This is a genomic window from Mesorhizobium sp. USDA 4413, from assembly GCF_056280365.1.
This window is the reverse complement of sequence record NZ_JBVPRP010000001.1, coordinates 1453274-1476739: the sequence shown is the minus strand read 5'-3', so window position 1 is coordinate 1476739 and position 23466 is coordinate 1453274. Positions and strand designations below refer to the sequence as shown.

22 protein-coding genes are annotated in these 23466 nt (G+C 64.7%); 19 read left to right on the top strand and 3 right to left on the bottom strand.

Annotation, left to right across the window (positions count from 1 at the left end):
* Positions 1–46: 46 nt before the first annotated feature.
* From ACVMIM_RS07300 to ACVMIM_RS07290, 3 genes are read right to left on the bottom strand one after another with little or no spacing between them, the layout of a single operon-like run.
* The gene (locus ACVMIM_RS07300; RefSeq protein WP_278047347.1) at positions 47–529 is read right to left on the bottom strand and encodes a MarR family winged helix-turn-helix transcriptional regulator; all 483 of its coding nucleotides are present in this window, start codon (positions 527–529) and stop codon (positions 47–49) included.
* Positions 529–2100, bottom strand: a complete 1572-nt coding sequence (locus tag ACVMIM_RS07295; protein ID WP_476111391.1) for a phytoene desaturase family protein — start codon at positions 2098–2100, stop codon at positions 529–531. Before ACVMIM_RS07295 ends, ACVMIM_RS07300 begins: the two co-directional genes overlap by 1 nt.
* Before the next feature lie 18 nt (positions 2101–2118).
* Positions 2119–2910 (bottom strand): cyclase family protein, encoded by a 792-nt coding sequence (locus ACVMIM_RS07290; RefSeq protein WP_040993905.1) that lies wholly within the window; start codon positions 2908–2910, stop codon positions 2119–2121.
* 120 nt (positions 2911–3030) lie between these two features.
* Between ACVMIM_RS07290 and ACVMIM_RS07285 the strand changes: the two genes are divergently transcribed.
* The 19 genes from ACVMIM_RS07285 (at position 3031) to ACVMIM_RS07195 (ending at position 23326) form a co-directional block, all read left to right on the top strand.
* Complete coding sequence (locus ACVMIM_RS07285) at positions 3031–4605, top strand: phytoene desaturase family protein (protein WP_476111390.1); 1575 nt, start codon at positions 3031–3033, stop codon at positions 4603–4605.
* A 91-nt stretch (positions 4606–4696) separates the two neighbouring features.
* Positions 4697–6226, top strand: a complete 1530-nt coding sequence (locus ACVMIM_RS07280; RefSeq protein ID WP_476111389.1) for an ABC transporter substrate-binding protein — start codon at positions 4697–4699, stop codon at positions 6224–6226.
* A 70-nt stretch (positions 6227–6296) separates the two neighbouring features.
* Positions 6297–7304 carry an ABC transporter permease gene (locus ACVMIM_RS07275; protein WP_476111388.1) on the top strand — a complete coding sequence of 336 codons (1008 nt, stop codon included), beginning with the start codon at positions 6297–6299 and terminating at the stop codon, positions 7302–7304.
* Positions 7297–8145, top strand: coding sequence for an ABC transporter permease (locus tag ACVMIM_RS07270; protein ID WP_476111387.1), 849 nt, complete (start codon positions 7297–7299; stop codon positions 8143–8145). Before ACVMIM_RS07275 ends, ACVMIM_RS07270 begins: the two co-directional genes overlap by 8 nt.
* Before the next feature lie 8 nt (positions 8146–8153).
* Entirely contained in the window at positions 8154–9032 is an 879-nt protein-coding gene (locus ACVMIM_RS07265) for an ABC transporter ATP-binding protein (protein WP_476111386.1), read from the top strand.
* Positions 9025–9849, top strand: coding sequence for an ATP-binding cassette domain-containing protein (locus ACVMIM_RS07260; protein WP_476111385.1), 825 nt, complete (start codon positions 9025–9027; stop codon positions 9847–9849). The genes ACVMIM_RS07265 and ACVMIM_RS07260 overlap by 8 nt, the downstream gene beginning before the upstream one ends.
* Before the next feature lie 80 nt (positions 9850–9929).
* Positions 9930–10529: a VOC family protein gene (locus ACVMIM_RS07255; RefSeq protein WP_476111384.1), complete on the top strand. Its 600-nt coding sequence runs from the start codon at positions 9930–9932 to the stop codon at positions 10527–10529.
* A gap of 194 nt (positions 10530–10723) precedes the next feature.
* The gene (locus ACVMIM_RS07250; RefSeq protein WP_476111383.1) at positions 10724–13018 is read left to right on the top strand and encodes a bifunctional salicylyl-CoA 5-hydroxylase/oxidoreductase; all 2295 of its coding nucleotides are present in this window, start codon (positions 10724–10726) and stop codon (positions 13016–13018) included.
* A complete protein-coding gene (locus tag ACVMIM_RS07245; protein ID WP_476111382.1) occupies positions 13015–13788 on the top strand; it encodes an SDR family NAD(P)-dependent oxidoreductase in 774 nt (257 codons plus the stop codon). Before ACVMIM_RS07250 ends, ACVMIM_RS07245 begins: the two co-directional genes overlap by 4 nt.
* Entirely contained in the window at positions 13782–14246 is a 465-nt protein-coding gene (locus ACVMIM_RS07240) for a MarR family winged helix-turn-helix transcriptional regulator (protein ID WP_040986048.1), read from the top strand. Before ACVMIM_RS07245 ends, ACVMIM_RS07240 begins: the two co-directional genes overlap by 7 nt.
* The gene (locus ACVMIM_RS07235) at positions 14243–15055 is read left to right on the top strand and encodes an enoyl-CoA hydratase family protein (RefSeq protein ID WP_040993886.1); all 813 of its coding nucleotides are present in this window, start codon (positions 14243–14245) and stop codon (positions 15053–15055) included. The genes ACVMIM_RS07240 and ACVMIM_RS07235 overlap by 4 nt, the downstream gene beginning before the upstream one ends.
* 210 nt (positions 15056–15265) lie before the next feature.
* Entirely contained in the window at positions 15266–16414 is a 1149-nt protein-coding gene (locus ACVMIM_RS07230; RefSeq protein ID WP_476111381.1) for an acyl-CoA dehydrogenase family protein, read from the top strand.
* A 29-nt stretch (positions 16415–16443) separates the two neighbouring features.
* On the top strand, positions 16444–16839 hold the full coding sequence (locus ACVMIM_RS07225) for a RidA family protein (RefSeq protein ID WP_040993881.1): 396 nt from the start codon (positions 16444–16446) through the stop codon (positions 16837–16839).
* A 291-nt stretch (positions 16840–17130) separates the two neighbouring features.
* The gene (locus ACVMIM_RS07220) at positions 17131–17859 is read left to right on the top strand and encodes a GntR family transcriptional regulator (RefSeq protein ID WP_476111380.1); all 729 of its coding nucleotides are present in this window, start codon (positions 17131–17133) and stop codon (positions 17857–17859) included.
* A 163-nt stretch (positions 17860–18022) separates the two neighbouring features.
* Entirely contained in the window at positions 18023–19162 is a 1140-nt protein-coding gene (locus ACVMIM_RS07215) for an aminotransferase class V-fold PLP-dependent enzyme (protein WP_476111379.1), read from the top strand.
* A gap of 100 nt (positions 19163–19262) precedes the next feature.
* The gene (locus ACVMIM_RS07210; RefSeq protein WP_278047331.1) at positions 19263–20048 is read left to right on the top strand and encodes an ABC transporter substrate-binding protein; all 786 of its coding nucleotides are present in this window, start codon (positions 19263–19265) and stop codon (positions 20046–20048) included.
* Between the two features lie 105 nt (positions 20049–20153).
* Complete coding sequence (locus tag ACVMIM_RS07205; RefSeq protein ID WP_476111378.1) at positions 20154–20828, top strand: amino acid ABC transporter permease; 675 nt, start codon at positions 20154–20156, stop codon at positions 20826–20828.
* 37 nt (positions 20829–20865) lie between these two features.
* Positions 20866–22146, top strand: coding sequence for a cysteine desulfurase-like protein (locus ACVMIM_RS07200; RefSeq protein ID WP_476111377.1), 1281 nt, complete (start codon positions 20866–20868; stop codon positions 22144–22146).
* A 253-nt stretch (positions 22147–22399) separates the two neighbouring features.
* Positions 22400–23326, top strand: coding sequence for an IS110 family RNA-guided transposase (locus ACVMIM_RS07195; protein WP_476111376.1), 927 nt, complete (start codon positions 22400–22402; stop codon positions 23324–23326).
* Positions 23327–23466 lie beyond the last annotated feature (140 nt).

The following is a 23466-nucleotide window of genomic DNA, read 5'->3' as shown; positions in this document are numbered from 1 at the left end:
CTCTGCCTCCTTCCGTTGCCGCTATCGGGCGGCGCGTAGGTCAAACTCAAATGTCGTGCTTGCGGATGTTCTTCAGCATCTTCTGCAGGATCGCGATCAGCGCGGCATATTCGGAATCGTCGACACCGTCGAACATCGCCTCGAACGCGTCGTGCATGGCCGGCCAGGCGCGGGTGAACAGCGCGCGGCCGTCATCGGTCAGGAACACATGGCGGAAGCGGCTGTCGGTGACGCCCTGCTCGCGCCGCACCAGGCCCTGGCCTTCCAGCGTATCGAGCGTGCGGCTCAAGGTCGACTGCTCGATCACCGTATAGACAGAGAGGTCGTTGACGGTGACGCCATCGGTGACCGAGAGCACGGCGAGCGTCCGCACCTGCGGAATGGTCAGGCCCTGCTTGCGGAAATCCTCGCGCAAAGTGGCGTTGTAGCGGCCCATGATGCGGTTCATCAGATAGGGCGCGAATTGCTGCAGGCCGATCTGGCCGAGTGTCGAGATGCGCTGGCGTTTTTCGGGAAGCTTCTGTTCCATCAGAGCCTCCCCGCCAGCAGGAAGCCCGAGCCGCCGCCAAGGCCGGCGCCCGGATGGGTGGAGGCGCCAATGTGATAGAGGCCTTTGATGCCGGTCTCGTGGTTTCGGCTTGCCTTGAATGGCCGCCACAGGAAGGATTGGTCGATGGTGGACGAGCCGCCATAGGGATCGCCGCCGACCAGGTTGATGTTCATTGCCTCGAGATCGGCCGGCGAATAGGCGCGGCGCGCAATCACGCTCTCGCGGAAACCGTCGATGTGGTTGGCGAGGATCGCCTCGACGCGGTCGGCATAGGCCTCGCGCAGCGCCTCGGTCCAGCGGCCATCGGCGGGCGTTCTGAGCTTGTCGGCGGCATCACCCCTGATATGGCGCGGCGCCTCGGGAAGTTGCAGCCAGAGGATCGCCTTGCCGTCGGGGCAGCGCGACGGGTCGAGCGCATGCGGCTGGCCGACGCAGATGGTCGGCACTTCCGGTAGCAGGCCGCGCACCGCCTCGTTGCAGGCTTTCGAGACGCCGTCGAGCCCCGGCGTCAGGTGCAGCAGCGCCACCTTGTCGAGGCCCTCACCGCGCCAGGCCGGTGGCTTGTCGAGCGCGTAGTGGATCTGGAAGTTGCCCTTGCCGTAGCGATAGACGCGCGTCGCTTCTACGTCGCGCTTTGGAGCCGCGTCGCCGAGCAGGCGGCCGTAAAGTTGTGTCGGCGTGACCGAGCAGATGACGCTTTTCGCGGCGCTCACCGTTTCGCCGGAGGCGAGCCGCACGCCGGAGGCGCGGCCGCCGCTCTGGACGATCGAGTCGACGTCGGCATTGACGCGGATTTCGCCGCCGCGTTCCTTGATCAGCGCCTCGAAGGCGGCGAGCAGGTTCCTTGCGCCGCCCTTGACGACCGGTGCGCCGGCAGCCTCCAGCGCGAAGGCGATGACCCTGGCGATCTGGCCGGAAAACGCGTCTTCCGGGCCGAGCCCGGCATGCAGCACCCACGGCGCCCAGAGCGCGCGGATGAGATCGGAACTGTAAGTCGTCTCCAGCCAGCCGCGCGCGGGCACCAGCGCCTCGCCCATGAAGGCTGCGAGGTGGCGCGGGCCGCGCCGCCAGGCCTCGCCGGCGATGAGCTTGGTGGTCGGATAAGACCAGAGCGCGCCGCCGAGCAGGCCGAACAGAAGCCCGGCATTGCGCTCGATGCCGCCCACATCGCCGCCATGGCGGTCGCCGTCGCCGGAGGCGATCCGGTTCAGCGCCGCGATGTTGGCGGCGCGGTCCGTGCTGAGCACGGCGTGGCTGCCGTCGGGCCGAAGCACACCGGTGGGCGTCCCGGTGTGGCAGAACTCCAGCCCGTGGCGCGCCAGGTCCTTGCCGAGCGCGGCAAAAGCCGGTGAGGTGATGAACAGCACAAACGTCGTCGCCATCACGTCATGGACGAAGCCGGGCACTGTCGCCTCCTCGGTGCGCATGCAGCCGCCGATGCGGTCGTTGCGCTCGAGCACGAGTACCCTGGCGCCCTTGGTGCCAAGCATCGCAGCGCAAACCAGGGCGTTGATGCCGCTGCCGACGATGATGTGATCGACGTCGCTCATCGTCGTGGCCCTGACTTTTTAACCTCGCGGTACCAGCGCCAGCGCGCGGATTGGGCTGCCGGTGCCGTGCTCTATCTTAAGCGGCGCGGCGATCAGGATCGCGCCCTTCGGCGGCAGCTGGTCGAGATTGCAGAGGCTGGCCAGCCCATAGCGGTTGGCCTTGTGCATCAGCGTGTGCGCCGGGAATGGCGGCTCCATGCCGCCGGCCTTGCCGGCATCGGTTCCGATCGTCTCCGAGCCCCACCCCTTGATGTCCTTACTGATCAGGAACTGGATGGCCTCCGCCGTCGGGCCGGGCGTGTGCGGACCGGTCTCGTTGGCGTTGAGGAACTCCGCTTCCGAGCCGTTGCGCTTGTACCAGTCGGTGCGCATCACCACCCACTCGCCGGGATTGATGGCGCCATGATTGGCTTCCCAAGCCTTGATGTGGTCGACGGTGAGCAGGAAGTCGTGGTCGGCAGCGGCCTCTTTGGAGCAATCGATGACGTTGACCGGGCCGATGAAATTCTGCGCCGGAATGGTGTCGGTGGCGCCGTCCGGATAGTCCTTGCCGGTGATCCAGTGCTGCGGCGCATCGAAATGCGTGCCCGAATGCTCGCCGAGCTTCAGCCAGTTCCAGGCCCACCATGGACCGTTCTTGTCGTATTTGGAGATCTCGTGGATCTCGACCTTCGGCGTGTCGACGGCAAGCTCCGGCGGCAGCTTGATCAGCGGCGTGTTAGGCCCGAGTGGCGCCGTCAGGTCGACCACCTTGATCGCGCCCGAGAGCAGCTGGCTGGCGACCTCGCCGAGGAGTTTCTGCGTGTCCATGGTCTTTCGTTCCCTCTAGTTCGTGATCATCAAGGCTCGTTGCGGCCCTTAATATACCTACTAGACGAAAACATATGCATCTGCAATTATCTTTAAGCATAAAGCATTTTGGGGCGGGGCGTGAGCGAGTTCGACGCCATTTTTGTCGGGGCAGGCCACAACAGTCTGGCATGCGCCGCGCATTTGGCGCTCAAAGGCTGGAAAATAGCGGTTTTTGAGCGCAGCAAGGCGATCGGCGGCGCGGTGCGGACCGTCGAATACACGCTTCCCGGCTTCCGGCACGATTTCGGCGCGATGAATTTGAGCCTCTTCGCCGGCTCCGCCTTCCACCGGAAATATGCAAATGAATTGAAAAGCCACGGACTGGAATTCGCGCCCGTGGCCGACTGTTTCGCAAGCGTCTTCCCGGACGGCAAATGGTTCGGCGTCAGCAATGATCTGGAAAAGACCGTCTCGCGGCTCGCCGCCTTCTCGGCGACGGACGCGGCCACGTGGCGCCGTCTGGTCGGCGGCTTCCCTGGGGAGGCCGAGCACCTGTTTCGGCTGCTGGGTTCGCCGATGAGCGCCCGCGCGCTTGCCGGTACGGCCTGGAACCTGTGGCGCAGGAAGGGTCTGGCTGGCGCGCTCGATACGGCTCGGTTGCTGCTGTCATCGCCGCGCGCGTGGCTGGAGGAAAATTTCGAGACGCCGCTTGTGCGCACGACGCTCGCGGCCTGGGGCATGCATCTCGACTTCTCGCCCGACACCGCCGGGGGTGCTGTGTTCCCCTACCTGGAATCGATGGCCAACCAGAGTTTCGGCATGGTGCTGGGCAAAGGAGGCGCCGACACCATCATCCGCGCGCTGGTCGGCATGGTGAAGGCGGCCGGCGGCCAGATCACGACGGGGGCGGATGTCGCCGAGATCACGGTTTCCGGCGGCAAGGCAACCGGGGTGCGATTGGCATCCGGTGAAACCCATGTCGCGCGCAAGGCTGTCATTGCCGGCGTCGCGCCGAGAGCGCTACCGGGCAAGCTGCTGCCCAACGGCTCGGGCGACGGCGCCTTCGACGCGGCGATGAAGACATTCCGCCATGCGCCGGGCACGATGATGATCCATCTGGCGCTGGACGACCTGCCGGACTGGAGCGCGGGCGCGGAGCTTCGCCAATTCGCCTATGTGCATCTGGCGCCGTCGCTCGACGGCATGTCGCGGGTCTACCAGCAGGCGATCGCTGGGCTGCTGCCCGACCAACCCGTGCTCGTCGTCGGCCAGCCGACGGCCGTCGATCCGTCGCGCGCGCCGCAAGGCAAGCATGTGCTGTGGGTGCAAGTGCGCATGCTGCCGGCGGAGATCCTTGGCGATGCCGCGAGCAAGATCGCGCCGGCGCACTGGGACGCCGTCAAGGACACCTATGCCGAGCGCGTGCTCGACATCATCGAGAGCTCTGCGCCGGGCCTGCGCCAAAAAATCCTTGGCCAAGCGATTTTCTCGCCGCTCGACCTCGAGCGCGAGAATCCGAACCTCGTCGGCGGCGACCAGATTTGCGGCAGCCATCATCTGGCGCAGAATTTCCTCTTCCGCCCGGTGCGCGGCTTCGCGCGCTGGAACACGCCGGTCGCCAACCTGTACTTGACCGGCGCTGCGACATGGCCGGGCGCCGGCACGGGCGCGGGCTCCGGCTATATGCTCGCCCAACAGTTGGGAGGAAGTTGAGCCGAACAATTCCGGGATGGACAAGGCGCGGATGCCCACCACCGAACGAAACCGCCGCGCGGACAAATGACAACCAACAAGGGGAACGACCATGACCATCAACAGACGTGACTTGCTTGGATATGGCGCCGCGGCGCTGGGTGCTGCCACGCTCGGTCTGCCGAGGGCGGCGAAGGCGGCGGACGAGCTTACCATCGCCTACAACGTCAACCTGCCCTCCTGGGACCCGACGACCGGGCCCTCGGCGGTGAATCCGACCATCCAGGGCCTTTATCAGTCGGTGTTCGACCAGATCATCGGCCAGAAGCCGGACCTGTCCTTCACGCCCGGACTGCTAACCGAATGGGGCTGGAACGACGACCGCACCAAGGTGATGATGACGGTGCGCGACGGTGTGAAATGGCATGATGGCACGCCCTTCACGGCGGAGGACGTGGTGTGGTCGCTGCAGCGGGCCGGCGACGAGAAGACCGGCAACCCGATCCAGTTCGTCTGGAAGAACGTCAACAATTTCAAGATCGACGGCAACAAGATCACCGGCGACGTCGTGCAGTTCGACCCGGTCTACTTCAAGTGGATGTCGTTCCTGACCGGCTACATCCTGCCAAAGGCCTATTACGAGAAGGTCGGCGCGGACGGTTTCGAGAAAGCGCCGATCGGCACGGGCCCCTACATGGTCGACAAGTTCGAGCGCAACGCCTTCCTGCGGCTGAAAGCCAATCCGCACTATTGGGGCACGAAGCCCGCCTTCGAGAATGTGACGATCAAGTTCGTCACCGACGCGGCGAGCCGCGTCGCGGAGATCGAGTCCGGCTCCTCGCAGGTGACGCTTGAAATTCCTTACGAGGAATATGACCGGCTGATCGCCAAGGACGGGTTGGCCGGCTCGATCAAGAACGTCTCCGACATCGGCATGATCTTCTTCAACAACAAGGACGCGATGCTCGACAAGAACGTCCGGCAGGCGGCCGTGATGGCGGTGGATAAGGAACTCCTCGTCAAGCGGCTGCTGCGCGGCTACGGCCAGCCGATCGACACGCTGGAGACGCCGGAATACGCGGCCTTCGATCCGTCGATCAAGGTCGAGCACAATCCGGACAAGGCCAAGGAGTTGCTCGCCGCCTCCGGCTATTCGACCAAGAAACCGGCCAAGTTCACCATCCAGACCACCAAGGGTTTCAAGCCCAAGGATTATGAGATGGTGCAGGCGATCGTAGGCATGTGGCGCAAGGTCGGCATCGAGGCCGAGATCGAGGTCTACGAGATCGCCAAGCATTACGAGCTGCGCGCCGCGCACAAGCTGGCGCCGGCCGCCTTCTACAATTGGGGCAACTCGATCGGCGACCCGACCACCTCGACGGGCTTCGCCATGTTCGGACCGTCGCCGCACTCGTCCTGGAAGACGGACGATCTCGATGCCAAGATCGGGCCGCTCTGGGGCGAGAAGGACGAGGCCAAGCGCATCGCCGGCTGGAAGGCCGTCGACAAATACATCGCCGAGCAGGCCTATGTGCTGCCACTGATCCAGTATGCGCAACCGATCGTGCATTCGAAGAAGGTCAATGTCGTGCAGCATGTGTCTGGCGCGCTGCTGCCGGCGCTGATGACCCCGGCCGCCTGATCACCGGTCTTGGATTGCCACGCGCGCCGTCCGCAAGACGGCGCGCATTTTCATCCGGACATATGGGCGCATGCTGCTGCAGAGATTTCTTGTTCGTCTGTCGACGATGCTGGTGACGCTTTTCGGCGTCGCCGTCGTCGTCTTCGTCGTCATCCGCGTCGCGCCCGGCGACCCGATCGCGATGATGCTGCCGCCCGGCGCCAGCGACGACGACATCGCTCGGCTGCGCGCGCTCTATGGGCTGGACAAGGGAATCGTGCAGCAGTTCTTCATCTGGCTCGGCGGCGTGCTGCATGGGAATTTCGGCACGTCGATATCCTTGCGCCAGGACGTGCTCGGCCTCGTCTTCAACCGGCTGCCGGCGACGCTGGAGCTTGCGACCGTGGCGCTGCTGATGGCGATCGCGATCGGCACTACCGCCGCGATCCTCGGCGCGCGCTCGCGCGGCACGGCGGTCGAAGCCGGCATCGACATCGTGAGCGGCGCGACGCTCTCCATCCCCGATTTCCTCTGGGGCCTAGTATTGATCCTTTTGTTCGGCGTGCTGGTGCCGGTCTTTGACATTTCAGGCCGGGTGTCGCCGCAGCTCGATTTGCCCTTCGCCACCCAGTTCTATCTCGCCGAAAGCATTCTGAGGCTGCGCTTCGATCTCACTTGGGACCTCATCAAGCACATGCTGATGCCGGCCGTTGCGCTGGCGCTGCCGCTGGCGGCGATCATCGCCCAGCTCTTGAAACAGTCGCTGAAGGAAGTGCTCGACCTCGACTATGTCGTGCTGGCGCGCGTGAAGGGTTTTTCCGAGACGCAGGTGATCCTGCGCGAGGCGCTGAAGAACGCGGCGCTGCCGACGCTGACGCTGGTCGGCGTGCAATTCACCTTCCTCATCGGCGGCACCGTCATCGTCGAGCGGCTGTTCTCCTATGAGGGGCTCGGCAACATGGCGATCGATGCCGTCATCAACCGCGACCTGCCGCTGATCCAGGGCATCGTGCTGGTCTTCGCGCTGCTCTTCGTGCTGATCAACCTTGCCGTCGACATGATGTATGCGCTGCTCAATCCGAGGCTTCGCCATGGATGAGGCGCGCATCGCCCGACGCGGCTTGAGCCCGCGGCTATGGCTGGCCGGTGGGTGGCTGTTGCTTGCGCTGCTCGCTGCCATCTTCGCGCCGCTGATCGCGCCGCAGGACCCGCTGGCTCAGGACCTGATGCTGGAGCGGCTGCCGCCTTTCTGGCTGGACGGTGCCGAACCCGGCTATTGGCTGGGCACCGACAGCCTGGGGCGGGACCTGCTGTCGCGGCTGATCTTCGGCGGCCGCATCGCCTTCATCGTTGCCTTCGCGGCGGCGACGTCCGCCTGCCTCATCGGCTCGGCGCTCGGCCTGATCGCCGGCTATTTCGGCGGCTGGGCCGACCGCATCATCTCGCGTGTCGTCGACGTCTGGATGGCCTTCCCGCCTGTGCTGTTCGCGATTCTTTTGGTCGCCGTGCTCGGCACCGGCCTGAGCTCCGTCATCCTCGCCATTGCGATCATCGACTGGACGCGCTTCTGCCGGGTGATCCGCGCCGAGGCGATGAGCCAGGCCCGCATGGATTATGTCGAGAGCGCGCGCATCGCCGGCTATGGCCGCATTGGCATCATGCTGCGCGAAGTGCTGCCCAATGTGCTGCCGTCGGTGGTGGCGCTGCTGTCGCTCGAAATGGGCATCGCCGTCATCGTCGAAGCGATCCTGTCCTTCGTCAACCTGTCGATCTCGACCGACGATCCGACCTGGGGCAGCATCATCGCCGAGGGACGGCTGTCGATCCATCAGGCCTGGTGGGTGCTGGTGTTCCCGCTGATCACGCTGATCCTCACCGTGCTCTCGTTCAGCCAGTTCGGCGAAGCGCTGAAGGCGCGCTTCGATCCGGTGCTGCGATGAGCGCCAATATGAAACCATGCCTCGACATCCGCCGCTTGAGCGCCGTGCTGCCCAACGGCCAGCGCGTGCTGCGCTCCGCGTCGCTCAGCGTGCAGCCGGGCGAGGTGCGCGCGCTGGTCGGCGAGAGCGGCGCCGGCAAGACGATGATCGGCAAGGCGGTGCTCGGCGTGCTGCCGAAAAGCGTGCGAATCGTCGAAGGGGAGATGCTGATCGAGGGCGAGGATCTGGGCCGGCTCGACGCCAAGGCGCGGCGGACCCTGATCGGCGCGCGCACCGCGCTGATCCCGCAGGATCCGCTGACCGCGCTCAACCCGTCGCGCCGCATCGGCGCGCAGATGACCGACAGGCTGGTGCGCATCCTCGGCTGGAGCGGCGAAAGAGCCGACAAGCGCATCCGTCAATTGCTCGACGAGGTGCAGATCCGCGACCCGGAACGCGTGCTGAAAAGCTATCCGCATGAATTGTCCGGCGGCATGCGCCAGCGCGTGCTGATCGCGGCGGCCTTCGCCGCGGAACCGAGGCTGATCGTCGCCGACGAGCCGACGACGGCGCTCGACGTGACGGTGCAGAAACAGATCCTGCGCCTCATCGCGCAGCTGCAGCGCGACCACGGCACGGCGATCCTGTTCGTGACCCACGATCTCGGCGTCGTCGCAAAGATAAGCCAGAAAGTATCGGTGCTTTATGCCGGCAAGGTGGTCGAGGAGGCAGAGACCGCGCAGCTCTTCGCGGCGCCGCAGCATCCCTATACGCGGGCGCTGATCGCGGCGACGCCGCGCTATACCGATCCCTACGCATCGCTGAAGCCGGTGGACGAGAGCGTGCTTGCCGGGCTCAAGGCCGAAATCGCCGCCGCTGACAAGAACTGGAGGCCCGGCCATGGCTGAGCCGCTGTTTTCCGTGCGCGGGCTGAAGGTGGCACTGCCCGACATGACGCGCAAGCCGCTGGTCGGCCGAGCGCCGCTGGCCGAAATCCTGAAAGGGCTCGACTTCGATCTTCCCAAAGGATCGGTCACCGGCATCGTCGGCGAGTCCGGCTCGGGCAAATCGACGCTCGGCCGCGCACTGGTCAGGTTGCTCGAACCCAACGCCGGCTCGATCGGCTTTGAGGGGCGCGACATCAGCCATCTTTCGGAGGGAGAGCTGAGGCCGCTGCGCCGCGACCTGCAGATGATCTTCCAGGACCCGATGTCGTCGCTCAATCCGCGCCATACGATCTTCAACATCATCGCAGCCCCCTTGCGGCAGAACGGGCTTGGCGACCGGCTGAAGGAGCGCGTCGCGGAAGCCCTGCAGCGTGTCGGTCTGCCGCAAACTTTCGCCAGCCGCTACCGCCACGAGCTGTCGGGCGGACAAAGGCAGCGCGTCGGCATCGCGCGGGCGCTCGCGCTGTCGCCGAAATTCGTGCTGGCCGACGAGATCGTCTCCGGCCTTGACGTCTCGACGCAGGCGCAGATCCTGACGCTGCTGGAAAAACTCGCGGCCGAGATGGGCCTGACGGTCGCCTTCATCAGCCACGATTTGTCGGTGATCCGGCGGCTCTGCCAGCAGGTTATCGTCATGCGCGAAGGCAGGATCGTCGAGGCAAGCGCCACCGACACGCTGTTCAACAATCCGAAGGAAGCCTACACGCGCGACCTGCTCGCCGCCATTCCGCTGCCCGAGATCGACGCCGACTGGCTGCAGCCGAAAGCGCCGGCATGAATTGAGCTTCGATATCCGCACGCCGACCAGCGGGCCTCGGATGTGCGCGACGACAAGTCAGCCCGCCAATGGAGGGTGACATGAAATACGCAACCCAGGCAGCGGTCTTCGCGGCCTCTTTGTTCGGCGCAATGGGAGCGGCTTCAGCGGATTCGATCCCCGGCATGCGCGGGCATGACCATACCGGCATCACCGTGCCCGACATGAAGCAGGCCGTCGACTTCTTCACCAATGTCGTCGGCTGCAAGAAGGCAATGTCCTTCGGGCCGTTCGCCGACGACAAGGGCACTTTCATGGAGGACCTGCTCGGCGTCGATCCGAAGGCGGTTATCGAGGAGATCACCATGGTGCGCTGCGGCTATGGATCGAACATCGAATTGTTCAAATACACCGCGCCCGACCAAAAGGACCTGACGCCGAAGAACAGCGATATCGGCGGCTTCCACATCGCCTTCTATGTCGACGATGTCGCCGCGGCGAAGACCTATCTCGAAGCCAAGGGCGTGAAGACCAGGATGGGACCGCTGCCGGTGAAGGAAGGGCCAGCGGCCGGGCAGACCATCCTCTATTTCCAGGCGCCCTGGGGCCTGCAGCTTGAAGCCATCAGCTATCCCGAAGGCATGGCCTATGAGAAGGGCGCCGAGACGGTTCTGTGGAGCCCGAAGGATCCGACCAAGTGAAGAACCAATCGCGCCGATGGCAATCGTTCAATTATGAAACTTCAAGCTTGAAATAATTGCCTGTCGGCGCGATACTGGCATTTGGGATCGCCGGTCTGGCCGGCGGTTCCGGACACTTTATGGAGTTCACGCAATTCCGGACGGAAAACCGCTACGCACTTTTCCTGGAATTGCTCTAGAGGAGATCGCAAGACATGAAGGTTGCGGTTCTCGGCGGCGGTCCAGCCGGACTCTACTTTGCCATTTCGCTGAAGCTGCGCGACGCCGCGCATGAGGTGACGGTCTATGAGCGCAACCGCCCGGACGACACGTTCGGCTGGGGCGTGGTGCTGTCGGCGGAGACGCTGGAGAACCTGACCAGGAACGACCCGGTCAGCGCGGTCTGGATCAAGAAGCATTTCGCCTATTGGGACGACATCGCCGTCATCCATGACGGCGTGCGCACGGTGTCTTCCGGCCACGGCTTCTGCGGCATCGGCCGCAAACGACTCCTGATCCTGCTGCAGCGCAGAGCGCGCGAACTCGGCATCAAGATGATGTTCGAGACCGAGATTTCCGATCCCAAACCCTTCATGGAAACGCACGACCTGGTGGTCGCCGCCGACGGGTTGAACTCGAAGTCGCGCGCCGCCTTCGCCGACGTCTTCAAGCCGGATATCGACATCCGCAAGTGCAAGTTCGTGTGGCTCGGCACCACGCAAAAATTCGACGACGCCTTCACCTTGATCTTCGAGAAGACGGAGCACGGCTGGGTGTGGGCTCATGCCTACCAGTTCGACAGCGAGACCGCGACCTTCATCGTCGAATGCAGCGAAAAGACCTGGGCTGCCTTCGGCTTCGGTCAGATGACACAGCAGGAATCGATCGCCGTCTGCGAGCGCATCTTCGAAAAGCATCTCGGCGGCCATCCGCTGATGACCAACGCCAACCACATCAGAGGTTCGGCCTGGATCAACTTCCCGCGCGTGCTGTGCGAGCGCTGGTCTTACAAGAACCTGGCACTGATGGGCGACGCGGCGGCATCGGCGCATTTCTCGATCGGTTCCGGCACCAAGCTGGCGCTCGAAAGCGCGGTCGCGCTCGCCGACTATGTCGAGTCCGAGCCCGACCTCGAGGCGGCCTTCAACAAATACGAGGATGCGCGGCGCACCGAGGTGCTGAAGCTGCAGTCGGCGGCGCGCAATTCACTCGAATGGTTCGAGGAAGTCGAACGATATCTCGGTTTGGATCCAGTTCAGTTCAACTATTCGCTGCTCACCCGCTCGCAGCGCATCAGCCACGAGAACCTTCGCCTGCGCGATGCCGAATGGCTGGCGGGCGCCGAGGAATGGTTCCAGCGCAAGGCCGGCGCCGGCGGCAACAGCTTACGCCGCGCGCCGATGTTCGCGCCGTTCAGGCTGCGCGACATGGCGCTCACCAACCGCATCGTCGTGTCGCCGATGGCGCAATACAAGGCCGTCGACGGCTGCCCGACCGACTGGCATTTCGCCCACTATGCGGAACGCGCCAAGGGCGGCGCGGGACTGGTCTATATCGAGATGACCTGCGTCAGCCCGGAGGGGCGCATCACGCCCGGATGCCCCGGCTTTTACAGACCAGAACATGAAGTCGCGTGGAAGCGGCTGGTCGATTTCGTCCATGCCGAGACCGAGGCCAAAATCTGCGCCCAGATCGGCCATTCCGGCGCCAAGGGTTCGACCCGTCTCGGCTGGGAAGGAACAGACGAGCCGCTGCCTTCCGGCAACTGGCCGGTGATGGCGCCGTCGGCCGTGCCATGGTCGCCGCAGAACCAGGTGCCGAAGGCGATGGACCGCGCGGACATGGACATGGTGCGCGATCAGTTCGTCGCTTCGGCTCAGATGGCCGAGCGCTGCGGCTTCGACATGCTGGAGATCCATGCCGCACATGGCTACTTGCTCTCCGCCTTCATCACGCCGCTGACCAACAGGCGCACCGACGCGTATGGCGGCTCACTTGAGAACCGCATGCGCTATCCGCTGGAGATCTTCAACGCAGTGCGGGCCGTGTGGCCGGCCGGGAAGCCGATCTCGATGCGCATCTCGGCCAATGACTGGGTGGGCATCGAAGGCGTGACACCGGCCGACGCGGTCGAGATCGCCAGGCTGCTGCATCAGGCCGGCGTCGATCTCTGCGACGTGTCGGCCGGGCAGACCACCATCGCCGCCAAGCCGGTTTACGGCCGCATGTTCCAGACGCCGTTCTCCGACCGCATCCGCAACGAGGTCGGCATGGCGACGATGGCGGTCGGCAATATCTACGAGCCGGACCATGCCAACTCGATCCTGATGGCCGGGCGCGCCGACCTGGTAGCGCTGGCCAGGCCGCATCTCACCGATCCCTACTGGACGCTGCATGCGGCGGTCACACTTGGCGATCGCGGCGTCAAATGGCCGGATCCTTATCTGCGCGGACGCGACCAGATCTACCGCCTGGCCGAGCGCGAGGCAGCGGCGGGGCTCAAAGTATGAGCGCCGCGCGCGAAATTGCCGGCAAGCACGCGTTGGTTACGGGCGGCGGCTCCGGCGTCGGCAAGGCGATCGCGTTTGCGCTGGCGGAAGCCGGCGTGAACGTCACCATCTGCGGGCGGCGCGAAGCGGCGCTGGCCGAGGTCGCGAAGGAGAATAGCCGCATCTCTTGGCTCGCCGCCGACGTCACGAACGAGACTGAGATGGCGGCCCTCCACGAGAAGGCCGAAGCCGCGCGCGGGCCGTTCGACATCGTCGTCGCCAATGCCGGCATGGCCGGCAGCGCGCCGGCGCACAAGACCGCACTGGCCGACTGGCAGCGCACGCTCGACGTCAACCTCACCGGCGCCTTTCTGACGGTGAAGCCAGCCCTGGCCGGCATGCTCGCGCGGAAGACAGGTCGCATCGTCTTCGTCGCTTCGACGGCCGGCCTGAAGGGCTACGCCTATGTCGCTCCTTACGTCGCCGCCAAGCATGGTGTCGTCGGACTGATGCGGGCGTTGGCAGCCGAAACCGCCAAGTCGGGTGTGGCGGTCAACGCCGTCTGCCCCGGCTTCGTCGAAACCGACATGCTGGAAGAGTCGGTCCAACGCATCGTCGAGAAGACCGGCCGCTCAGTGGAAGAAGCGCGACAGAGCCTGTCAGCGACGAATCCGCAGGGGCGTTTTATTCAACCGGAAGAGGTCGCGTCCGCGGTGCTGTGGCTGTGCAGCGATGCTGCGCGATCGATCACCGGACAGGCGATCTCGGTCTCCGGGGGCGAGACATGGTAGCGGGACCGACCTCCACCGGGCCAGGCAAGGAAAGGCTGCGTCTCTGGATTCGCCTGCTGCGCGCCTCGCGTACCATCGAGGCCGAGCTGCGCGAGCGGCTGAAAAAGGAGTTCGACACCACGCTGCCGCGCTTCGACGTGATGGCCGCGCTCTACCGCTCGCCAGAAGGCATGCTGATGAGCGACCTGTCGCGCTTCCTGCTGGTGTCGAACGGCAACGTCACGGGCATCGTCGACCGGCTGGTTTCCGAAGGGCTGGTGACACGGGCGCGCCGCAATGGCGACCGCCGCACCTCGATGGTGCGGCTGACCGAGGAAGGTTCGAAATCTTTCGCCGCGATTGCCGCCGCGCATGAGAACTGGGTCGGCGAACTGCTCGGCACCGTCAGCGAGGACGAGGCGCGTCGGCTGACCGGCATGCTGAAATCGTTCCGCAGCAATTGGGAGGGACGCGAATGAGCGCCATGGCCAAACTCAAGCCGAAGCACTTCCTCTGGGAAGTCGAGGGCAAGGTCGCGAAAATCCGGCTCGACCGGCCGGCGCGCAAGAACCCGCTGACCTTTGACAGCTACGCCGAGCTGCGCGACACGTTTCGCGAGCTCGTCTATGCCGACGACGTCGACGCCGTGGTGTTCCTGCCCAATGGCGGCAATTTCTGCTCGGGCGGCGATGTCCACGACATCATCGGGCCGCTGGTCAAGATGGAGATGAAGGCGCTGCTCGCCTTCACGCGCATGACCGGCGACTTCGTCAAGGCGATGCTCGCCTGCGGCAAGCCGATCATTTCGGCGGTCGACGGCGTCGCGGTCGGCGCCGGCGCGATCATCGCCATGGCCTCCGACATCCGCATCGCCACGCCGGAGGCGAAGACGGCGTTCCTGTTCACCCGCGTCGGCCTTGCCGGCTGCGACATGGGCGCCTGCGCGATCCTGCCGCGCATCATCGGCCAGGGCCGCGCTGCCGAACTGCTTTATACCGGCCGCACCATGAGTGCCACTGAGGGCGAACGCTGGGGATTCTACAATCGTCTGGTCGATGCGGCGGCGCTCGAAGCCGACGCGCTCGACATGGCGGCGCGCATCGTCTCCGGCCCGACCTTTGCGCATGGCATCACCAAGACGCAGCTCAACCAGGAATGGTCGATGGGCCTCGATCAGGCGATCGAGGCGGAAGCGCAGGCGCAGGCGATCTGCATGCAGACCGGCGATTTCGAGCGGGCCTACAAGGCGTTCGTGGCGAAGGAAAAGCCGGTGTTCGAGGGGAACTAACGATGGACGGTTTTCGCCCAGGCACCCCCCTCTGGCCTGCCGGCCATCTCCCCCGCAAGGGGGGAGATCAGATGTCGCAACCGGTTTCGCCAATCACCGAAGTTGCAGGACGGGCGACGAGACCGAAGCTGCCAATCTCCCCCCTTGCGGGGAAGATGTCCGGCAGGACAGAGGGGGGTGTGAAGGAACGCTACGCAGGAGGTTCTCTCCATGCCTGACCGCTCCTTCCTCTCCTGGCCGTTCTTCGAAGACCGCCACCGCCAACTCGCCGAAACCCTCGACGCCTGGTGCGCGAAAAACCTCCCCGTCGACCACCACGATGTCGACGCCGCCTGCTGCGACCTAGTGGCGAAGCTCGGTCGTGACGGCTGGCTGAAGCCGACAGCGCTGGATCCCGCCAATACCGGCCCACTCGATGTGCGCACGCTCTGCATCACGCGCGAGACACTCGCCCGTCATGATGGCCTCGCCGACTTCGCCTTCGCCATGCAGGGTCTTGGCACCGGCGCGATCACGCTGTTCGGCACGCCGGACCAGCAGCGCTTGCTGGAGAAGACACGAGCCGGCCAGGCGATTTCCGCCTTTGCGCTGTCGGAGCCGCGCTCCGGGTCCGATGTCGCTAACATGGAGATGACTGCTATCCGTGACGGCGGCGACTATGTGCTTTCCGGCGAAAAGACCTGGATCTCCAATGGTGGCATCGCAGACCTCTATGTCGTCTTCGCCCGCACGGGCGAGGCGCCGGGCGCCAAGGGGATTTCCGCATTCATCGTGTCCGGCGACACCAAGGGACTGGGCATAGCCGAGCGGATCGAGGTGATCGCTCCGCATCCGCTGGCCAGGTTGTCCTTCGACAATGTACGCGTTCCGGCCTCAGCGCTGATCGGCAAGCCCGGCGATGGTTTCCGGATCGCCATGTCGGTGCTCGATGTCTTCCGCTCCACGGTGGGCGCGGCGGCGCTCGGCTTCGCGCGGCGTGCGCTGGACGAGAGCGTCAAACGCGCCGCGGAGCGCAAATTGTTCGGCGCGCCGATGGCCGAGCTGCAGATGGTGCAGGGCCATATCGCCGACATGGCGCTGGATGTCGACGCCGCGGCGCTCCTCATCTACCGCGCCGCCTGGACCAAGGACATGGGCGCCGCGCGGGTGACGCGCGAGGCGGCGATGGCCAAGCTCTTCGCCACCGACAAGGCGCAGGAGGTGATCGACAAGGCCGTGCAGCTGCATGGCGGCGACGGCGTGCGCAAGGGCCATATCGTCGAGAGCCTCTATCGCGAGATCCGGGCGCTGCGCATCTATGAGGGCGCGTCCGACGTGCAGAAGGTGGTCATCGCGAGACAGGTGATGGGCGGGACGTGAGAACAGAGTTGAACCAGAGGGAACTGGACATGCACACCATTCTGCAGCCGGAGGGCTGGGCCAAGCCGATCGGCTACGCCAATGGCGTGGCCGCGCGTGGCCGGCTTGTCTTCATCGGCGGCCAGGTCGGCTGGAACGCCGAATGCAAGTTCGAGACCGACGATTTCGTCGGCCAGGTGCGTCAGACGCTTGCCAATGTCGCCGCGGTGCTCGCTGAAGCCGGCGGCGAGCCTCAGCATATCACTTCCATGACGTGGTATTTCACCGACAAGGCCGAGTATCTCGCCAATCTTAAGGGAATAGGCGAGGCCTACCGCACTGTCATCGGCCGGCATTTCCCGGCGATGGCCGCCATGCAGGTGGTGGCGCTGGTCGAGGACCGGGCGAAGGTGGAGATCCAGGCGATGGCGGTTATTCCGGAGTGAGCTGAGGCGCTACCGGCTTCTGTTTCGCAACGGCGGGCAATCGGCCTGATGCCAAGCGAAGATGATCAAAAACTTCAACGTCCGCCGCCGCCCCTCATCTGGCTGCCGCCTCTTCTCCCCGTTTACGGCGCGCCGCAGGCGGATGAGGGGCAGCACCGGCGGTGGTGGCCAGACGGGCGAGTTCTCACAGCCGCTTGGCTGCCGCGACGATCTGTGATCAGATGATCACGCCCGCCTTGGCGGGTATGTCATCGCACATAGACTTTGCCGGCACCCAAGGAAAGCAAAAGCGTGGCTCTGGGCTTCGAACCTGTATCGGGACGCATCACCGTCCAGGATGGCATTTACCAACAGCTTCGCCACGCCTTGATGGTCGGCAGTTTCGATCCCGGGCAGGTGCTGACCATCGCCTCGCTGGCCGAGGCCTTCGGCACCTCGAACATGCCGGTGCGCGAAGCTCTGCGCCGGCTGGCGGCGGAGAACGCGCTGGAGATTTCGCAGAATGGCTCGGCCTGCGTGCCGGTGGTGACGCGGGCCAGGCTCGACGATCTCTGCCGCGCTCGGCTCGCCGTCGAAGGGCTGGCGGCCGAGCTCGGCGCGCCGCGCCTGACCGCTGCCGACATCGCCAGCTTGCAGAGGGTCACCGACGACCAGCAGGCGATCGGCCGCGACGGCAGCATCTACGAGCTGATTGCCAAAAACCAGCAGTTCCACTTCACCATCTACCGCGCCTCCGGCTCGGACGTGCTGTTCCAGCTGATCGAAACCCTGTGGCTGCGCTTCGGCCCCTATATGCGGCTCTTGTCCAACCATGTCGCGCCGCTGATGCGCGCCGGCACCATGGAGCCCTCGGGGCGTCACGCCGCGATCATCGCAGCCATCAAGGACAAGGATTTTCCGCGCGCCCGCGACGAGGTGGTGGCCGACATCACAGCGACTCAAGCGACCTTGCGCACGATCTGTCCCGAGGTGCCTGAGCCCAAGGCGGTCGATTTCGCCGGTTTCGGCAAAGCGTCCTGATTTTCTCAACGTCGGTGACCGAAGTCCGGAAACGGTCCGGCCGCAGCCGCGCTGGCCCAAGTAATCGCTTTTGATCGTCCCCCGCTGGCTTTCTTTAGCCTTAAAGGATTGATTGCCGCCCGGTTTTGTGATCACATGATCACAAGGGAGCGAGAGACAGCAAATGTCCGGCTATTTTCTCTATCATTCGATCGGCACTTTCCCCGGCAAGGCCAAGCACATGGCCGCCGCGCTGGCGGAATTTTCCGGCGTCTGGTCAGCAGAAGATGACGGCCAATGGCCGGCCGCGCTGGCTGCCCGCCAACGCTTCATCGACGCCTGGACGCGGCTGATCGAAGCGCCGCGGGGCACATTGACCACGGCCGAGAATGTCACCTCCGCGCTCTATAGCCTGATCGGCGGCCTGCCGGCCGAGCGCCTGGCGGGCAAACGGCTGCTTGTCGCAGCCGACTGTTTTCCGAGCCTGCATTTCCTGCTCGCGGGCTTGGCCGCGCGTTTCGGCTTTATGCTAGACACCGTGCCGCTGCGACCGGGCGAGAGCTGGGTGCGCGATGAGGATTTCATCGCCCGCTGGCAAGAGGATGTCGGACTCGCGCTCATCACCTTCGTCACCTCGACGGCCTCGCATCGCTGCGACATCGAGCGGCTGGCGGCGCATGGCCGCGCCATGGGCAGCATTGTCGGCGTCGATGTCACGCAAGGGATCGGCGTGGCGCCGTTTTCCGTTGCCGCGACGCCGGTCGATTTCGTCGTCTCGACCTCGCTGAAATGGCTATGTGGTTCCTCCGGCGCCGGCATATTGCAGGTCGCGCCGGAATTGCTTGCGACCTGCCGGCCGGAGCTGCGCGGCTGGTTCAGCCAGCCGAACCCGTTCTCCTGGGATCTCGACGCCTTCGCCTATGCCGACGATGCGCGCCGCTTCGACCATGGCACGCCGGCGATCCTGGCCAGCGTCGCCTCGTTGCCCGGGCTGGCATGGGTGGAAAAGACCGGCATCGACGCCATCCGCGCGCAGAACGCCACGCTGGTCGAACGCATCATCGGCGCGGCGCTCGACAATGGCTGGACACTGCGTTCGCCGCTCGATGCCAGAGAGCGCGGCGGCAGCGTCATGCTCGGCCTGCCGCAAGGCGTCGAGGCGGCGAGGATTATCGCTTCGCTGCGCAACGAGCGCCTCTACTGCGATGCGCGCGGCACGACGCTCAGGCTGTCGCCCGGCATGGTCACCACGGAAGCGGCGGTCGAAGCGCTGATCGCCAAGCTTGAGGAACATATCGGTTCGCGGCATCGCCGCGCATCCTGATTGCAGGCACCGTCTCGCCTGCGGCGCCTGGGAGCTGGCGCCGGAAGAAGCGGAAGAGGAAATGAATCACTTTGACGTGGCCGAACCAGAGGGAAGCACAATGTTGAAACGTCTAGGACTGATTGGGGTGATCGTTGGCGCGGGTGTGGCTTTCGCGGCGCCCGCCTTTGCCGACAAGATCATGGTAGGCGCCTATCCGGCCAACCCGCCATGGGAATACAAGACCGATTCCGGCGGCTTCGAGGGTTTTGAGATCGACGTCGCGAACGATGTCGCCAAGCGCATCGGCGCCGATGCCGAATTCCAGGACCTCGGTTTCCAGGCGCTGTTCGCGGCGACTGCTTCCGGCCGCATCGATTTCGCCGTATCCTCGATCTCGGTCACCAAGGAGCGGCTGCAGAACCAGGGCTTCACGCAACCCTATTACGACAGCGACGGCACGATCGTCGGCAAGGCGGATTCGGCCATCAAGTCGCTCGACGACCTCAAGGGCAAAACCATCGGCGTCATCGCAGGCTCGACCGGCGAAGCCTATATGAAGGAGAACGCCGCCAAGCTCGGCGTCGCCGAGACCAAGAGCTACAACGCCCAGCAGGACCTTTTGCTCGACGTGCAGAACGGGCGCATCGACGGCGGCGCCGGCGAGCTCGCCGGCTTCCTGTTCGCCATCAAGCAGATGCCGGCGCTGAAGATCCTGGTGCGCATCCCGACCGGCGAGCGCTTCGCCATGATGACCAAGAAGGGTCATCCGCTGCTCGAGAAGGTCAACGACGCGATCACCGCCATGAAGAAGGACGGCACGATGGCGGCAATCCACAAGAAGTGGTTCGGCGTCGATCCGGAAGCCGGCACCAGCACCGTGACCCCCGGTCCGATCCCGCAATAGTCCGGCGAAATATCGCCGCGGGAGTGCCGGCCAGGCCTGCGCTCCCGCTTCCACCCTTCAGGCCCGCGAAGGCGGTGGGCTTGGCATTGCCTTCATGGTGGGCCGATGGAACTGATCGACACCTTCTTCAACTGGGGCATCCTGGTCCGATCGTTTCCGATCCTGATCCGCGGGCTGGGCAACACCATCCTGCTCGGCTTGGCGGCCATCGTCTTCGGCACCATTGCCGGATTGGCGATCTGCTTGGTGCGGCTCTACGCGCCGAAGCCGTTGAGGCGGCTGGCGACACTCTATATCGACATCTTCCGCGCGCTGCCGATCCTGGTGGTGCTGATCCTGATCTATTACGCCCTGCCCTTTATCGGCGTCCGCCTGTCGTCCTTCGTGTCGGCCGCACTCGCGCTGTCGTTGGTGCTTGCGGCCTTCACCGCGGAAGTCTGTCGCGCCGGCATCCAGAACATCCCGAAAGGCCAGTTCGAGGCGGCGGCCGCGCTTGGCCTGCCCTTCTGGGTGGCCATGCGCAAGGTGGTGCTGCCGCAGGCGATCCGCGTCGTCATCCCGCCGCTCACCAGCAATTGCGTCTCGGTATTCAAGGACACCGCGCTGGCCTCGGTCGTGGCGATGCCGGACCTTCTGAAGCAAGCGACCGACGCGCAGGCGCTGATGGCCAACCCAACGCCGCTGATCGGCGCCGCGATCATCTATCTCGCCTTCCTGTGGCCGCTGGTGAGACTGGTCGGCTACCTCGAAGAGCGCGGTAAGGCCCGGTCCGCGCACTGAACCCATTTTTGCATCGATGACCTGAAGGAGACGCCTCGTGAACCAGCACCATGTTTCGAAAGCGCAGGAGGGCGCCGCCTCGTTCCCGGTCGAAAAAATCCGCGCCATGTTCCCGGCGCTCCGGCAGGCTGGCGACTTCATCTTCATGGACAATGCCGCCGGCGCGCAGATCCCGCAAAGCGTGCTCGACGCGGTGACCAACCATCTGGTCGGACACAATGTGCAGCGCGGCGGCCGCTATGGCCGCAGTGTTAGCGTCGACCAGTCGGTAGCGGACGCACGCGAGAGCGTCGCGCTTCTCATTAACGCCTACAGCCCCTCCGAAATCTGCTTCGGCATGAACGCCACCTCGTTCATCCGCCTGGTCAGCCTCGGCATCGGCCAGATGCTTTCGGATCGTGACGAGATCGTCGTCACCGACATGGATCATGACGCCAACATCGCCACTTGGCTGGCGCTGGAACAGGTCGGCGCGAAGTTCAAATGGTGGCGCATGCGCGAGGACGGTAATCTGCATGTCGACGATCTCAAGCCGCTGGTTTCCGAACGCACCCGGCTCGTCGCCTGCACGGTGACGGCGCATTCGATCGGCTCGATCGTCGATGTCGCATCGGTGGCCAGGATCGCGCATGCCGCAGGCGCCGAAGTGTTCCTCGACTGCGTGCATTACGGACCGCACGGCGTGATCGACGTGCAGGCCTGGGACTGCGATTATCTCGTCTGCTCGGGCTACAAGAACTTCTCGCCGCATATGGGTTTTCTCTGGGGTCGCTTCGACACCCTGAAGCGGCTGCCGACCTTCCGCGAAGATTTCATTCCGGACGAGCCGCCTTACAAGGTCGAGGCCGGCACCTTCATCTACGAGAACGTCTCCGGCATGGATGCGGCGGTGCGCTATCTGGAATCGGTCGGCCGGAACTTTCTGCCCGAAAACAACCGCGCGCGCCGCGACAATATCGTCGCCGGCATGAACGCCATCCGCGACTACGAGCTGATGCTGGCGCGCGAGATGCTGGAGGTGCTGAAGGATTGTGGCGCCACCATCTACGGCATCGCCGATGAGGCGCGTATCTATGAGCGCGTGCCGACCTTCTGCTTCAATATCGGTAAGCTCTCGCCGCAACGGATCGTTGAGGAGATGGCGGCCATGCAGATCGGCATCCGCGACGGCCACATGTATGCGCCGCGCCTGATGAAGCGGCTAAACCTCTCAATGGACAGCGGCGCCATCCGCGCCTCGCTGGTGCATTACAACACGGTCGAGGAGGTGCGCCGGTTTGGGGAGGCGCTGCGGGCCGTCATTGCGAAGTTGTCGTAGGCAGGGGCGCACTGGACTCAGCGTCGTTATCCACGGGCGGAGCAAGGAGCGAAGCGACGCGGGCGCAGACCCGGGGATCCTGTGTGTTGGTTTCGGTGTATGGTTGAAGTGGGAAGGAGACCGAGTGGATCCTGGTCGTCCTTTCGGACAGGCCGTGGCATGGCCCGGTCCCTTCCCACCGGTGAACCATCAACCTGAACAGTTGCACGGGGCTGTTCCAAGCAGACCCCGCACCACAGGAAGAGGCGTGGACATGATAATGCAGAACTATGTCGGCTGCGACATCTCAAAGCAGTGGCTGGACTTTTTTGATGAGACAAGCGGCCGTCTTCGGCGCATCGACAACCAGGCCGATGCGATCGCGGCCTATGTGGCGGGGCTTGATCCCAGTCGGGACTTCGTCGTCATGGAGGCGACGGGTGTCCATGACCGGCTGCTGCGCCATGCGCTGGCCAAGGCCGGCGTGCCGTTCTCGCGGCACAATCCGGCGCACACACACCATTATGCCAAGTCGACCAGACGGCGCGCCAAGACCGATCCGCTCGACGCCAGGATGCTGAGCGACTATGGCCGCCGCTACAACCCTGAGGCCGAGCCGGCGCCGCGCGAAGAAGTCGAGCAGCTTCAATCGCTTGCCGCTCATCGCGATCAACTGGTCGGGATGCGGGCAACGCTGAAGAAGCAACTCGGCGAGGCCTTCCAGGAGATCGTCATCACCAGCCTCAAAGGCCTGATCGCCGGCCTCGATGCACGCATCAAGGCGTTCGAGGGCCAGATCGCCGAAGTCATTCGTCAAGCCGAGGACGCCGCCCGCGATTACACGCTCATGGTCTCCGTGCCCGGCGTCTCCAAGGTCGGCGCATTCTCGCTGCTGGCGCTCCTGCCCGAGCTCGGCAAGCGCTCACCCAAGGCGATCGCCGCGCTCGTCGGCCTTGCCCCCTTCGACAACAAGAGCGGCAAGCTCACACGCAGGAGCCAGATCCAGGGCGGGCGATCACGCGTGCGCCGCGCCCTCTACATGGCAGCCCTAACGGCCATCAGAACCTGCGACCGGTTCAAAACCTTCTACACAGCGCTTGCTGCCCGGTCGGGCTCCAAGAAACTCGCCATCATCGCCGTCGCAAGGAAGCTCTTGGTCGTGCTCAACGCTATCATCAGAGACAAAACCGCATTCGCATGAACACAGTTGCCATGCCGTGACATCCGAGCGCCGCTCACCGTGCAGAATTCTGCTCCGCTGCGCCTTTCGAGTGAGGTAACGGCATGGATTCTAGGGTCTTCGCGCCGCTTCGCGGCGCTCCGCCCTAGAATGACGACCTC

Coding starts and splice junctions, on each gene's coding strand:
- ACVMIM_RS07290 (WP_040993905.1), bottom strand. CDS start 2,910: ATGGACACGCAGAAACTCCTCGGCGAGGTCGCCAGCCAGCTGCTCTCG.
- ACVMIM_RS07240 (WP_040986048.1), top strand. CDS start 13,782: ATGGTAGCGGGACCGACCTCCACCGGGCCAGGCAAGGAAAGGCTGCGT.
- ACVMIM_RS07275 (WP_476111388.1), top strand. CDS start 6,297: ATGCTGCTGCAGAGATTTCTTGTTCGTCTGTCGACGATGCTGGTGACG.
- ACVMIM_RS07260 (WP_476111385.1), top strand. CDS start 9,025: ATGGCTGAGCCGCTGTTTTCCGTGCGCGGGCTGAAGGTGGCACTGCCC.
- ACVMIM_RS07230 (WP_476111381.1), top strand. CDS start 15,266: ATGCCTGACCGCTCCTTCCTCTCCTGGCCGTTCTTCGAAGACCGCCAC.
- ACVMIM_RS07280 (WP_476111389.1), top strand. CDS start 4,697: ATGACCATCAACAGACGTGACTTGCTTGGATATGGCGCCGCGGCGCTG.
- ACVMIM_RS07215 (WP_476111379.1), top strand. CDS start 18,023: ATGTCCGGCTATTTTCTCTATCATTCGATCGGCACTTTCCCCGGCAAG.
- ACVMIM_RS07270 (WP_476111387.1), top strand. CDS start 7,297: ATGGATGAGGCGCGCATCGCCCGACGCGGCTTGAGCCCGCGGCTATGG.
- ACVMIM_RS07255 (WP_476111384.1), top strand. CDS start 9,930: ATGAAATACGCAACCCAGGCAGCGGTCTTCGCGGCCTCTTTGTTCGGC.
- ACVMIM_RS07265 (WP_476111386.1), top strand. CDS start 8,154: ATGAAACCATGCCTCGACATCCGCCGCTTGAGCGCCGTGCTGCCCAAC.
- ACVMIM_RS07205 (WP_476111378.1), top strand. CDS start 20,154: ATGGAACTGATCGACACCTTCTTCAACTGGGGCATCCTGGTCCGATCG.
- ACVMIM_RS07225 (WP_040993881.1), top strand. CDS start 16,444: ATGCACACCATTCTGCAGCCGGAGGGCTGGGCCAAGCCGATCGGCTAC.
- ACVMIM_RS07295 (WP_476111391.1), bottom strand. CDS start 2,100: ATGAGCGACGTCGATCACATCATCGTCGGCAGCGGCATCAACGCCCTG.
- ACVMIM_RS07210 (WP_278047331.1), top strand. CDS start 19,263: ATGTTGAAACGTCTAGGACTGATTGGGGTGATCGTTGGCGCGGGTGTG.
- ACVMIM_RS07250 (WP_476111383.1), top strand. CDS start 10,724: ATGAAGGTTGCGGTTCTCGGCGGCGGTCCAGCCGGACTCTACTTTGCC.
- ACVMIM_RS07245 (WP_476111382.1), top strand. CDS start 13,015: ATGAGCGCCGCGCGCGAAATTGCCGGCAAGCACGCGTTGGTTACGGGC.
- ACVMIM_RS07195 (WP_476111376.1), top strand. CDS start 22,400: ATGATAATGCAGAACTATGTCGGCTGCGACATCTCAAAGCAGTGGCTG.
- ACVMIM_RS07235 (WP_040993886.1), top strand. CDS start 14,243: ATGAGCGCCATGGCCAAACTCAAGCCGAAGCACTTCCTCTGGGAAGTC.
- ACVMIM_RS07300 (WP_278047347.1), bottom strand. CDS start 529: ATGGAACAGAAGCTTCCCGAAAAACGCCAGCGCATCTCGACACTCGGC.